The sequence below is a fragment of the Pseudoalteromonas gelatinilytica genome, assembly GCF_001641615.1.
GTDB lineage: Bacteria > Pseudomonadota > Gammaproteobacteria > Enterobacterales > Alteromonadaceae > Pseudoalteromonas > Pseudoalteromonas gelatinilytica.
On record NZ_LRRU01000008.1, the window covers coordinates 45,289 to 58,613 of the forward strand.

9 protein-coding genes are annotated in these 13,325 nt (G+C 42.8%); 6 read left to right on the forward strand and 3 right to left on the reverse strand.

The window, feature by feature from the left end; translation table 11 throughout:
• Positions 1-126: 126 nt before the first annotated feature.
• The 5 genes from NH153_RS04020 (at position 127) to NH153_RS04045 (ending at position 7,152) form a co-directional block, all read left to right on the forward strand.
• Entirely contained in the window at positions 127-417 is a 291-nt protein-coding gene (locus NH153_RS04020; RefSeq protein WP_063701211.1) for a hypothetical protein, read from the forward strand.
• Entirely contained in the window at positions 414-1,985 is a 1,572-nt protein-coding gene (locus tag NH153_RS04025) for a PepSY-associated TM helix domain-containing protein (protein ID WP_063701214.1), read from the forward strand. The genes NH153_RS04020 and NH153_RS04025 overlap by 4 nt, the downstream gene beginning before the upstream one ends.
• Before the next feature lie 150 nt (positions 1,986-2,135).
• Positions 2,136-3,017 carry an EamA family transporter gene (locus NH153_RS04030; protein WP_063701217.1) on the forward strand — a complete coding sequence of 294 codons (882 nt, stop codon included), beginning with the start codon at positions 2,136-2,138 and terminating at the stop codon, positions 3,015-3,017.
• A gap of 166 nt (positions 3,018-3,183) precedes the next feature.
• Positions 3,184-4,836 carry a hypothetical protein gene (locus tag NH153_RS04035; protein WP_063701220.1) on the forward strand — a complete coding sequence of 551 codons (1,653 nt, stop codon included), beginning with the start codon at positions 3,184-3,186 and terminating at the stop codon, positions 4,834-4,836.
• Positions 4,837-5,073: 237 nt separating this feature from the next.
• Positions 5,074-7,152 carry a TonB-dependent siderophore receptor gene (locus tag NH153_RS04045; RefSeq protein ID WP_063701226.1) on the forward strand — a complete coding sequence of 693 codons (2,079 nt, stop codon included), beginning with the start codon at positions 5,074-5,076 and terminating at the stop codon, positions 7,150-7,152.
• Positions 7,153-7,198: 46 nt separating this feature from the next.
• Here the strand turns inward: NH153_RS04045 and NH153_RS21525 are convergent, their stop codons facing one another.
• Both NH153_RS21525 and NH153_RS04055 read right to left on the reverse strand, forming a co-directional pair.
• Positions 7,199-9,379 (reverse strand): extracellular catalytic domain type 1 short-chain-length polyhydroxyalkanoate depolymerase, encoded by a 2,181-nt coding sequence (locus tag NH153_RS21525; protein WP_082873985.1) that lies wholly within the window; start codon positions 9,377-9,379, stop codon positions 7,199-7,201.
• A gap of 221 nt (positions 9,380-9,600) precedes the next feature.
• The gene (locus NH153_RS04055; RefSeq protein ID WP_063701230.1) at positions 9,601-11,577 is read right to left on the reverse strand and encodes a ligand-gated channel protein; all 1,977 of its coding nucleotides are present in this window, start codon (positions 11,575-11,577) and stop codon (positions 9,601-9,603) included.
• 118 nt (positions 11,578-11,695) lie between these two features.
• On the opposite strand from NH153_RS04055, the gene NH153_RS04060 reads away from it, so the two are divergent.
• Positions 11,696-12,604: a LysR family transcriptional regulator gene (locus NH153_RS04060; protein WP_063701233.1), complete on the forward strand. Its 909-nt coding sequence runs from the start codon at positions 11,696-11,698 to the stop codon at positions 12,602-12,604.
• A gap of 58 nt (positions 12,605-12,662) precedes the next feature.
• Here NH153_RS04060 and NH153_RS04065 read toward each other — a convergent pair whose 3' ends face one another.
• Positions 12,663-13,280, reverse strand: coding sequence for a LysE family translocator (locus NH153_RS04065; RefSeq protein WP_063701352.1), 618 nt, complete (start codon positions 13,278-13,280; stop codon positions 12,663-12,665).
• Positions 13,281-13,325: the final 45 nt, after the last annotated feature.

Here is a 13,325-nt window from a genome sequence, read left to right on the forward strand (position 1 = left end):
TGCGCATTAATACTTGCCTTTCAACAATACTCAGTCACAGCGGCCGTGTTCTATATCATTTTTAGTTTGATGCTAATGTTGATGCTGATCCCTTTTATTAGCCTGCTGAAAAGAAAAGGATAATTCATGACAAGCTCATCTAAACGCCAACCAACTTGGTTAGGGAAAACCCTTGCGGGTGCATTTTTAGGGATAGCCCTCTCATTTATTTTCGTTGCATTTTTTGCTTGGTATGGCCCAGGAGGCATTGATGCTCGCGATAAAGTGCAATTTAACATGTGGATGATCACGCCTGTTTGGCTAACCATTTTTAGCTTTAGTTATTTATTCAACTCAGCAAAGCAAGCGTGGCTTGTGCTTGGCAGCTTAACTGTGTTGCTTTATGGCGTGTTTTTTATGCTAAGGAGTGCATCATGAAAGTCAGATCGGATATTCTTCGCACCTATCAAGGTGTACATACATGGACAGGTATAATTGCAGGTTTAGTGCTGTTTATTGGTTTTTATGCGGGCAGTTTGACCATGTTCAAACACGAAATACAGCAATGGGCAGCACCTATTCAAGCTCCTAAAATCACCAGCTCTAATTATGACTACCAAACGCTGGTAGATACGGCAATTAATGAGCAAGGCGAACAACTTGCTAAAGGCTTTAACCTTGATTTACATACCCAAGATGCACCTCTTTCGTGGTATATCAAAGGCAATGCCCGAGGCATGGAGCTTGATAAACAACTCAACTTCGCACACCTAAATGCTGATGGCACTTTAAACGTCAGCGCACAAACCGAAAACGAACTTGCCGATTTAGTTGATTATTTACACCGTACAGCTGGTTTTATAGGCGAAATTGGTCATGACCAATCAGGGGTCTATATTCTTGGTATTGCCTGTATTTTGTATTTTTTAGCTTTGGTCTCAGGAGTGATTATTTTACTGCCAACATTAGTTAAAACCTTTTTTGCACTGCGAAAAGAAAAAGGGCCTAGTCGATTCTGGCTCGATAGCCATAACCTTGTCGGTATAGCGAGTTTACCGTTTCATTTAGTCATTGCTTTTACCGTAGTAGTGTTTGCATTTCATGACTTTATTTATGGTGGTTTAGCGCAATTTTATGATGGCAAGCCACTGTTTCAGCGCCCTACGCCTGCCGCGCAAAGTTTTCATATTGAGAACTTACCACGCATTGATGAACAAGTACTCGCAGCGAAAAACTATGCCCCCGGCTATGAGCCAATCCATATTCGCTATAGTAATTTAAATTCGGCCTCACCTTCTGCGGTGTTTATGATGAGTAACAATAATGCGGTAGTGCGCGGACCAGATACTGATTACCTATTCATGAACCCGTACACACTAAAAGTGGTTAACTCAAGCTACCCGCAAGGCGAAGGTGCAGTGTGGGGTAACATGGTTGCCAGTATTTTCTCACTCCATTTTGGCACCTATGGGGGAGACTGGGGTCGTTGGGGCTACTTCGTTATGGGGTTACTTGGCGCCTTCTTATTCTATTCAGGTAATTTACTGTGGATAGACAAACGCTTTAAAAAAGATGCTAATAAACGCAGTACCTTGTTTATGGCAAAACTCACCATTGGCGTTTGTTTAGGATCTATGATTGCCGTAGCCTTCACACTCGTTGCTGCCAAATGGCTACCTATATTTGTTAGCAACACAAACTACGCCACCCTATACAGTTACTACGCCGCTTTTTTTGCTTTTGTGATTTATAGCTTCTTAAAACCTGTAAAAAAGGCGACTATTGTTGGGCTTTACTTGCTTGCAGGCCTATGTGCATTAATGGTGCTCTCAACCTTACTAAAACTTGCTTTAAGTAACGTTAATTCGCTTTTTTACACAAGCTATTGGGTTGATATTGTCGCTGCTATTTTTGCCGCTATATTCTTTAACATGGCCAAACGCCAGCAGCAAAAACAGGCCACGCAAACCATCATGCCGGCCTTTCAACAAGCAAGCCAAATTTAAGCATTTTGAGCATGGGTATCAAAGCAATTTGATACCCGCAATTTTGCTTTATCGAAAATCCGTGTCTGTTTAACGAAAAACATTTCTTATCCCACAAAACATCAGTAAAATCGCCGCAAACTTAAGGTATTAACTTTCATAAGGACAGTGATGCAGCGCACCATCCCACCGTTTTTTATTGCTGTTATTTGCGTGCTTCTTGCGATGGTCACCATTCAATCTGGTGCCTCCGTTGCCAAGCAATTATTCCCTTTAATTGGCCCTGAAGGCACAACCGCACTGCGCTTGGGTTTTTCTGCTGCTATTTTGTGTCTTGTGTTTAGGCCATGGCGCGCATTTCCGCCAGTGGGACAACGCATGCCTATTATCATCTATGGCCTAAGCTTGGGTGGCATGAATATTCTGTTTTATTATGCAATTGAGCGTATCCCGTTAGGGATAGGTGTTGCACTTGAGTTTACAGGTCCCCTTGCGGTTGCTCTGCTTTCGTCACGTAAAAAACGCGACCTATTTTGGGTAGCCTGCGCCATTGCTGGCATAATTTTATTATTACCCGATATGAAAGGCGAAGACAGCCTCGACCCTGTAGGTGTTATTTTAGCCCTTGCGGCGGGTGCCTGTTGGGCATTTTATATTTTGTTTGGTAAAAAAACCGGAAATCAAGGTTCAGGCGGGATGACCGTTGCTATGGGTATGAGCGTTGCCGCGATTGTACTTGTGCCCTATGGTGCTGCTTCTCAAGGCACTGCACTATTAAGCTGGGAAGTGTTACCGCTGGGTCTTTTAGTCGCCATTATGTCTAGCGCACTACCCTATACCTTAGAAATGGTGGCGCTGCGTAATATGCCTGCGCAAGGGTTCAGCATTATGATGAGCCTAGAACCAGCCATTGCAGCATTGGCTGGCTTTATGATCCTAGGCGAATTTTTAAACCTGTGGCAATGGTTAGCTATTTTACTCGTAATCACCGCGTCCGTAGGCAGCTCAATGTCGAGTAATTCTGAGGATCAGAAAAGTCAGAAAAACAGCTAATTTAACATTAAATATGCATTTTTTAGTACTTAAAGATTAAATTCCAGACTTAAAAACAGCTTTTATCGGCATTCGTAAAGTGAGGGTTCTCACTATAATGCTCACTATTAATACAAAGTGGTCTTATCTCTTTGTGTCGCAACAAACCTAATAGTGGGATTTACTTATGTCGATAAAAACTAACTTGTTACTTTCAAGCCTTGCAGTTGCAAGTACACTCGCTGCATCAAATGCTGTGGCAGCAAGCTGTCAGGGCGAAATTTTTGCAATGAACTCAGGCCGTGGTGAAACCGGTGTTGTATTTAGCCTAGACGAGCAAAACAAATCGGCTACGGCACATTCAATCGCCCAGTTTAGTTCTGCTGCGATTGCTTATGATGCCTCAACAAACCGTACTTATTATGCTTCATCACCTATTCCGTTAGAGTACAAAGTTGATGTAAGTCACCTAGACATCAGTGATGAGCAGTTTTCTCACCTACCAATTCGTGCCGATAAATTCAAATATAGTCGCTTGGCCTATTTAGATCATGCTACAGGTGAACATGTTGTGGTTGGTACAACTAAATCTGTAATTGGTATGACATATGATGCAAGCTCTGATTCACTACTTGCAGTAAGTTTTACCAAGCTTTATAGCATTGATAAAAACACAGGCGAAGCAACTGTGCTGGCTGATTATAGCGACCTTGATGGCTTGAGCCGCGCTGATTTAGTCATTAAAAATGGCGAGCTTTTACTAATAACCACAACATCTGTTTACAGCATTGACCGCACAAGCTTTGCGGCTACAGAGCTTTCAAAACACGATTTAATCGCGGTAGGTGGTGCCACAGTAAATAAAAATGGCGACCTTGTGATCAGCCGCTCTGTCATTAACGACCATGGCGATAAAAACGAATCAAAGCTATACCGTTTAGATCCGTACTCAGGTGAAACCTGCCTTGCAGCAACATTGCCAGTTCGCATTAATGACTTAACGACCAATACGCAAAATGCTGTTGCATGTGATGTAGAACCTAGCTGCTCATTACCAAGTGAATTAATCCCTTACTATTCAGAAGCAGTGATTAAACAGCTTGATAGCAACTGGAAAAACTATGATTTTGGTGACCAAGAGTTTACAGCGCCAGCTGTATTTACCTCTGCGCCAACATTTAATGGTAAACACGGTGGTACAAACCGTTTAACGGATGTAACACCAGAAGGTTATTCTGTATCTTTCCAAGAGTGGCAATATCTGCAAGACGGTAACGGTCACCCTAATATTGAGTCATTTGACTTTTTAACAATGGACGAAGGTCGTTACACAATGAGCGATGGCACCATTGTTGAAATTGGCAGCTTTACTTTAAACGATACTAAAGCTTTTAAAGCGGTAGAATTTAGCGAAGCATTTACTGCAAAACCATATGTATTCTTGCAAACACAAACCTTTAACGGCCCACATACAGTATATACGCGAGTTGCAGGCTTAAATAACGCAGGTTTTAGTGCCGCATTTTATGAGCAAGATACTCTAAATGAAGGCCACCGTAATGAACGTGTTGCTTACTTTGCGATTCTTCCTGGATCAGGTACAACGGGTACTCTAGAAACTCGTGCAGGTAATAAGCAATACAGCTTACACCAAGCTGATATAGATCATAACGGGGGCCAAATTGGCGATCATTTCTACCTGATACACGAAGAGCAATCTTTAGATGCTGAGGTAGTTCACACTAAAGAGCGAGTACAAGTAATGGATATCGAGGAAGTGAGCCTTGCTCAATCTATTACAAGTAGAGGTCCAGATAACTTTAGTATCCGCAGAAAATAAATACTCCTAAATCTAGGCGCCTCAGGGCGCCTTTTTCTTGCCCAATTAGTAAACTCGCCTTTTCATATACACAAAACTCTTTGACATAATTTGTTACATTTATTTGTATTAACATATCACTTTTGCGATGAATGATGATGATAATTATTATCAGTTGTGATAACTTACCCGCCAATTGTTTCCTTATTAAAAACAATAACCCTATAAAAATTTGCTAAATAACACGCGGAGATAAAAATGAAATTCACTCAGTTGCCTGTTGCAACCGCTATTCTTTGTGCACTTTACCCTCAAATCAGTTTTGCAGAACAAACGACTGACGTAGAGGCTAATCTCGAAAAAATCGAAATTGTAGGTATTCGACAAAACCGTATTAGTGAAGGCGCGACAGGTTTAGCGCTAGAAATTGATGAAACTCCGCAATCAATCAGTGTGATCTCTGCTGAGCAATTAAAAAATTATTCTGCTTTTAACATTAATGATGCTTTACGCTTAGCGCCAGGTATCAATGTTGAAGAATGGGAAACTAACCGTACCAACTATACATCACGTGGTTTTGAAATTAAGAATACACAAATCGATGGGGTTGGGTTACCGAATGATTGGGGCATTGTTACCGGTGCAATGGAAGCATACGGCTACGAAAAAATTGAAGTGATTCGTGGTGCCAACGGCTTACTTACTGGTGTAGGTAATGCATCGGGCACGCTTAACTATGTACGCAAACGCCCTAAAAACGAAAACGGCGGCGAAATCGGTGTCTCTGTTGGCTCATGGGATTTTAAACGTTTACAAGCTGACTACTCACTATTATTAACCGAATCAGGTAGTTGGGCTGCTCGTTTTGTGGCTGCTGCAGAAGATAAAGAATCATATCTAGATGGCCTTGAGAACAATCGCGAGTTTTTCTCTGCGGTGGTAGATGGGCAGCTTACAGATAACTCAACAGTTACTATCGGTTACTCATATCAAGATGCAGATACCGATGGCAATACTTGGGGCGGCCTTGTTTATAACTACACAGATGGTACGCAAGCTAAATGGGATGTCAGCGACACAACCACCCAAGAGTGGACAATGTGGGACACCATTAACACCTCTGCATTTGTTGAATACAACTATGTTTTTGCAAACGCATGGCAGCTTCAAGCGAGCTACAACTTCCGTGGTTTTGAAGAGCAAGACAAACTATTTTATGCCAGTGGCAGCATTGATAAAGACACCAATCTTGGTCTAAGTGGTTGGCCGGGTCGTTATGACAGTGAAGTAGATGCTGATTTATTTGAAATCAAAGCATTTGGTGCCTTTGAATTGTTTGGTAAAGAGCACCAAGCAAGCTTTGGGGTAAGCCATGCTAAAAGTGATGATGTGATGTATCAACACCCGTTTGATTTTGATAATACACCCGCTTATGGACCAACGCCTGCGTTTCCGTACGATTTAGATGCGATCCCAGAACCGGATTGGTTTACGCCAGTTCTGTATTCAGATATTGAACAAAAGCTAACCCGTTACTTTGGCTCTGCTCAGTTAAATATTACTGATAAATTATTTACCGTGGTTGGTTTTAACGCTATTGAATTTGAACGCTCAGGTATGAATGCCGGTGCATCAATCGATAATGACGAAAGCGAGACAAGCCCATATATCGGTTTTACCTATAAGTTAAACGACGATTTAAACTTATATGCTAGTTACTCAGATATTTATCAGCCGCAAGAGCAAGCTGATTACAACGGCCAATACTTAGCACCGACTAAAGGCACTAACTTTGAAACCGGTGTTAAGGCTTCTTGGTTTGATGATGCCCTAATGACAACATTTGCCTACTTTACTGCAGAGCAAGATAACTTTGCGCAATATGCGGGCCTCACTGAAGATGGTATTTATTACTATGAAGGCGTGTCTATTGAGTCAGAAGGTTATGAATTTGAAGTCACAGGTAAAATCACCGACGCTATGAATATCGTCGCATCTTATACGCATATTGATGTAACAGATGAAAATGGTGCCGACACCAATAAATGGGCACCTCGCGATGTTGTTGGTGTAACGGTGGATTATGCACTAACAGATGCAGTGGTTGTTGGTTTAAATGGCCGTTGGCAATCTAAAATCGAAAGTACTGATTACAATGTTAAGCAAGGTAGTTACGCGCTACTAAACGCCTTCGCGCGTTGGAATATTAATGACCAAGTTGCAGTACAAGCTAACGTTAATAATATTACTGATGAGCAGTATATTAATAGCTTACAAACCGTGGGTTATTACGGCGCGCCAACAAATGGAAGCCTAACTCTGACCTATAAGTTCTAAACGCTGTTTAGAAAAAAGTGTCGCCCGTTTGGACGACACACATCTATTAATTAGGGCAATTACCTAATTCATAATACCCAGCACTAGTTTGCGCTAAGGTACTGGTATAAAAAGTGTTATAAAGACCGAGGTTATCACCTGAACCCACCGCATAGGCGTAAGAGCCATTCGTGGTTGCGCGATTTGCTTGCACATGCGCATAGTTGCTTGAGGTGGTTTCAGTGCATTGGTAATCACCATTCGGTGTTGAGTCACACGCATCACCCACACCATCTGCATCACTATCTAGCTGATCACTATTGGCTACCAGCGGGCAGTTATCTAGGCTATCACTGACACCATCGCTGTCGGAGTCACTCGTTTCACCATCAGGAGTGCTGTCACACACATTACCAACCCCGTCATTATCGTTATCGGCTTGATCAGCGTTCGCCACATTCGGGCAATTATCTGCGCCATCGAGCACACCGTCGTTGTCTGCGTCATTAGTCGGTTCGGTGGTGGTTTTGCATGCCTGCAATGGCCCAGCACAACTTGAATCATCATCAGCAATCCACTGACATTGATTTGTGCCCGCTGAATACTCGCGCATAGTAAAGGCTGCGGTTCCAAACGCTAAATAACAGGCAGAATAACCTTCGCCCCAGCTAATATGGCCTTCGTTGATATGAAGATTGTAATCGCCTGTCACGCCAGCATCGATGACAAAACTAATGCTATCTGTTGATGTAAGCGCAGTATCATCAGTTGCGGTGATCACGGCGTTATTATTGCCACCAGCCAAATTGCATTGCTCAGCAAAGTACTCTAGCCCATTCACTGTAGCCGTCACATCACCATTGCTAAAACTGACCACGACAGTGCTTAAATTTTGATTATCATCAATCACTGTGCCCGTTACCAAAGCGCACTGCCCGTTTACACTAGCCGCAGTGTCACTCAGTAGCGGTGCTGTAGCCGCAGGCTCTGGTCCAACGCGTACCGTAAGATTAGCTTCATCACCTTGTTTCGCTTCATTATCTGTGGCACTGACACGCACTTCATAAAGTCCATCGCTGAGTGCACTTGTCACCCCGCTAAAAGTATTATTCGCATCGACTTGCACGTTCAGTGACTCAATTAAGCTTGCCGCGCCACCGGCTAGGCTATACACGTTAATATCAACATTCGTTACACTGCCTTCTGGGTCGACTGCACTGCCTGTAATGGTGAGCTGATTATTACTGTCTGTGGCAGTTAAATTACTAATTTCAGGGCCTGCATTACGATCAACTCGTTTATTATTAGCCGCAAAGTACTCACCGAGATAGGTTGCAAAATTAATACTGTTTGCCGCCACATAATCGCCAGACGCACCTTGCCCGCCCGACCACGAATGATCCAAATTATTAAACCACAGCATAGCAACCCGATTGTCTTGCCAAAGTGACTGCTCAGCGGTACGCGTTGCATCATCACTTATTGTTGTCGTACCTGAAAGTTGATTAACCCCATAAAGGGCAGCAAAGCCATCTGCGTTTTGCTGGTTATAACAGGTATTGACTGTGGTATCGGCAGTACCGTGACCAATCACCGCTATTTGTGTCGCAAAATGATCTTTATAACTGCCAGCATAGCTTTCACAGCGGGATACAAAGGTGTTTTCAGACACTGTTTCACAGGTCGAAATTGCCCCACTTGAACTTGTGCCGATGGTCGGCCCGGCGCTGGGTGCAACCCCGGCAAATACATCAGGCGCTACACAAGCCGTTTGTGCAGCCATTGCAGCCCCAGATGATAAACCTGCAATATACACTTGTTTGGGATCAATATTACGCGCTGCATCAGAACTTAATACATTGGCTAAATTAATCAAATTCTTATAATCGCCAGAGCTTCTATTGATTGCTCCTTGCCAATATGACCAGCAGCTATAACCTGCCTTATTCATAGCATCAGGAACGGCTATTACCATGCCATGGGCTTCGGCTGCATCTTCAAGATTCGCAGTTAAGTAGTTATTAATGGGTTGTACGCAGCCATGTAATACCAGCATCAAAGAATGGCCATTGCCTATGCTTGATTGCGTATCAGGAGTGTAAATATGAACATTATTAAAACCGCCAATGCTGACATTTTGCTGCCAACTCCCTGCAAAACTTGGCTGTGAGAAAATAGCAGCACAGAGCACTGCGAGCGGAGTAAACGACGCTGATTTTCGTTTACATAATTGTGTTACTTTTTGCATATATCGCCTTTATAGTCGTTATCATTGTTGTCTGTCAGTTGATGACTAACCCAATGTAGTAGAACTATTTAAAAAGCGAACTATAACTATAGTGCTATACAGCCATTAAAAAACAACCCAAAGGTAGCACCACTGGATTTATTGTCATTTTCAAAACTAAAGTTAATTTTATTAACAAAGCCAACGTAACTCGTTGGCTTTGCTTTTACTAAGGTATGGGCTTAAAAATTAAACCCTACTGATAGCCAATAACGACGACCATCTTCAACATATCCGTATTCAGCTTCGGTAATTTCTTTATTAAACAAGTCATAAACACCAAACCCTAACTTAATGCTGCGGCTTAAATCGTAGTTACCGCCAATATCAGCCAAGGTGTAATCTGGCGCAATTAAGCTGTCTTGCGACGGGCCTGTTGTCGGCTGGCTTTCTTCGCCGCGGTAATGAACACGCAGCCACGTACCTAGCTTATCAACCGGGCGCCAATTAACTGAAGTTTGTAAAATATGCTTCGGTAATTGATTAAGTGGGCTGCCTTTGTATTCACCGGTTTTTTGCTCAGAATCGGTGTAGGTGTAATTGGCACTGACATCAAGCTCACTGGTAATGTCGTAAGATACTGATAACTCAAAACCTTGTGTAACGGCTTCATCCACATTGACATAGGTTGTTGGCATCGAACCAAACTGGTTTGGTCCATCCGTACACTGGGTGAGTGGGCACGAAATACGGGTAATTTTATCTTCAAATTCGTTGTAAAATACGGTGCTTGAAAGCGATAAATCACGGCTGGCATCATAGTAGATACCCATTTCGTAGTTTACTGATTTTTCAGGGCTTAAATCTGGGTTACCGTAAATATTACCACCTCGACTCACTTGCCCCCAGGCCGCGGTAGATTGACGAATATTCGGCGCTCTAAAGCCTGTAGAGATACCCCCTTTTACCGTCAACGATTTAGTCGCTGTATACACACCATACAAACGTGGGCTGAAATGCCCTGAAAAGTTACCATCATGGTCATAACGAAGACCCGTTGTGAGTTTAAACTGCTTCGTTGCTGACCACTCATCTTCGGCAAACACTGACCACTGCTCGTTCTCTACATGCGTTAGATCACTAATTTTGTTACTGGTGTAATCATCAAGCTCTTCTTTTAAATAAGCTGCACCAAGTGTTGCGTTGTGATCAGTAAATGGCAGCGTCCAACTGGTTTGCGCATCGGTATTTTCGACGTACATTTCGCGCGAAGTATTATCAAATTTATCGTACTTTAGGTAGCTGCGTGATGAGCCAAAATCATAAAAACCATTATGACTTAGTGAATATGTTTCTTGGTCGTACTCTGTGGTTGATGACTCTGGGCAGCCATTTCGGCCACAGCTTTCACCTTCAGCTAAAGGAGCAACTGTTTTGCCTAATGTTTCGTCAAGTTTTTGTTTTGCAGAGCCTACTTCCAGCATGATTTCGTGGTTATCAGAAGGCGTTAAGATAAACTTCGCTTTGATATTGCTTTGCTCTTTGCCACGAAAACCTGCTTCAAAATCGTCTTCATCACGCTTTGAAAATTGACCTGATAATTGCATACCTAATAACTCAGGAATTAAGCCACCCGCGGTGAAAAAGCTTCCTTGGTTAATATTGCCCGATTCACTTGATTCTTGAATCGTGCTATCTAAACGCAGTTCGCCGTACCACTTTTCTGGTGTTTTGCGGGTAATAATATTGATAACCCCACCAATTGCATCTGAGCCATATAACGACGACATTGGCCCGCGAATAACCTCAATACGCTCAATTGCCGAAATAGGCGGAGTCCACGCCCCTTCTACACCTGGGCCATCGCTGTTTGGGCGTGTTTCGCGTGAGGTTTGACGCTGGCCATCAACTAAAATTAAAGTGTATTGGTTGGCCATACCACGAAGGCTAATATCTTTTCTGTCGCCACCACCTGTGACAACCACACCGGGAACATCGGTCATCGCATCGGTTAGATCACGATAAAAACGTTTTTCAAGCTGCTCTCGATCGATAACACTGATACTGGCTGGCGCCTCTTTTAGCATTTGCTCGTAACCTGAAGCCGAAACGACGATGACTTCCATATCTTGTTTTTTGTCATCAGCGTATGCAAAATGGGAAAGACCTGCTAACACAGCAGCGGTGAGTGGTAAAACAGAAGAAACAACCCTCGTCATAATAATACTCCGTGACTTTTTGTTTATAAATGATAATAATTAGCGTTTGCATACTAATGAGAAGTCCCGATTTTCACAATTTACGATTTCTTAAAACTGAATTAAGAAGGCCTGAACCATGAATTCCAAGCTGATCAAAACATTGCGTGTATTTTCTCGTACTGTTGAAACGGGCAATATGAGCAGTGCAGCTGCAGAGTTATCGATGACCACATCGGCTGTCAGTCAACACATTAAGCAATTAGAGCAAGAAATCGGGTTAAGCCTATTTAACCGCAGCCCACGTGAACTCACATTAACCGAAGCAGGCCACTTGTATTATCAAAGCTGTTTGAAAATGTTGGCACTGGCTGATCAAGCCAGTACACAGTTACAACACTTACAAAATAAACCCAGTGGTGAGCTCAAATTAGTTGCGCCTGTGGGATTTGGTGGCGGCCTATTAAGCGAGCCATTAGATCGCTTAATCAACGAGTTTGATGATTTACGTATTCAGTTAATTTTGACTGATGAGCCAATTGATATGATCAAATGCGGCGCTGATCTAGCGATTGCGATTGGCCCATTAACTGACTCTAACCTCGTTGCTCGTAAGTTAGCTACTTGGCCGTTAAAGCTATGTGCTCATAAAGACCATGCAATTAGCAAACTTGATAAGGCCAGTTGGGAAGATCTAGGTAACTTTGCCCGTATCGCGCACAGCAACGCCGACAGTAATGCGTTTAACCCGTTAACGCTGGCAAGTAAGCCATTACCAAAAGCAAAAATCACCGTAAATAATATGCAAAGCTTAATTAAATTAGTGTGTGATGGTGTTGGCTATGGCGTGCTACCAGAGCCAGAAGTAAGGCATTTATTAAAATCGAAAGAGCTGGTTGAAATTGCACCCGAATGGGCAATGCCAAATTACACTGTTTATGCCGTGACTCCAGCGAGAGACAGCTTAGCGGCAAAAACAAAAACCGCCATTGATACATTAAGACTGTGCTTTAACCATGTGTCTAAGCAAGTTGAATTAGTTGATTAACTCTCATCAAGGATAATACCCATTTGACGTATGCGGATGGGTATTCTCCAAATTAGCGTTAACCCAGCGCCAGCCAAACGCCCACACACATCATTAGCGCACCAGCAATACGGTTTAACCACTTCACATTATCGCCTTTATCTAAAAACAGCCTTAAGCTCTTTCCGCCTGTTGCGTAAATCAACATACAGATAAATTCGCTCAGCATAATAATGCTCACTAATACAGCAAGCTGTGGGGCAACTGCTAAATCAACATTAATAAACGGAGGGAGTAAAGAAATCATAAATGCCCACCCTTTTGGGTTTGCAATGGCAGTAATATAACCCTGCGAAAACAATTGCCCACGACCAATTTGTTGCTGTGTATCATCATTAGGTTTAAAGCTGGTTTTAGCGCGCCACATATTAACACCTAAGTATATTAAGTACGCACCACCTAGGTATTTTAAAAAGGCAAATAAGTCAGGGTAATTAAGCATAATACTAGCAACCCCAATCACCGCAGCAATGGCTACCGTGGCAACGCCTAACACCTCACCGACCATCATCCACAGCGTACGTCTAACGCCCACACTCATCCCTAACGTCATGGCAAGCGTCATACACATACCTGGAGTAATAGACACAAAGAAAAAGGTCGGAATAAAAACCGCGAGTACTGCTAAATCGAGCATAAATGCAATCACATGTTTATTGCTTAAAAAGAGAAAGCGATTAAA

Bases quoted from the DNA above. Each gene is read 5' to 3' on its own strand.
- NH153_RS04020 (WP_063701211.1), top strand. From the start codon at position 127: ATGACAAGCTCATCTAAACGCCAACCAACTTGGTTAGGGAAAACCCTT.
- NH153_RS04025 (WP_063701214.1), top strand. From the start codon at position 414: ATGAAAGTCAGATCGGATATTCTTCGCACCTATCAAGGTGTACATACA.
- NH153_RS04030 (WP_063701217.1), top strand. From the start codon at position 2,136: ATGCAGCGCACCATCCCACCGTTTTTTATTGCTGTTATTTGCGTGCTT.
- NH153_RS04035 (WP_063701220.1), top strand. From the start codon at position 3,184: ATGTCGATAAAAACTAACTTGTTACTTTCAAGCCTTGCAGTTGCAAGT.
- NH153_RS04045 (WP_063701226.1), top strand. From the start codon at position 5,074: ATGAAATTCACTCAGTTGCCTGTTGCAACCGCTATTCTTTGTGCACTT.
- NH153_RS21525 (WP_082873985.1), bottom strand. From the start codon at position 9,379: ATGCAAAAAGTAACACAATTATGTAAACGAAAATCAGCGTCGTTTACT.
- NH153_RS04055 (WP_063701230.1), bottom strand. From the start codon at position 11,577: ATGACGAGGGTTGTTTCTTCTGTTTTACCACTCACCGCTGCTGTGTTA.
- NH153_RS04060 (WP_063701233.1), top strand. From the start codon at position 11,696: ATGAATTCCAAGCTGATCAAAACATTGCGTGTATTTTCTCGTACTGTT.
- NH153_RS04065 (WP_063701352.1), bottom strand. From the start codon at position 13,280: ATGCTCGATTTAGCAGTACTCGCGGTTTTTATTCCGACCTTTTTCTTT.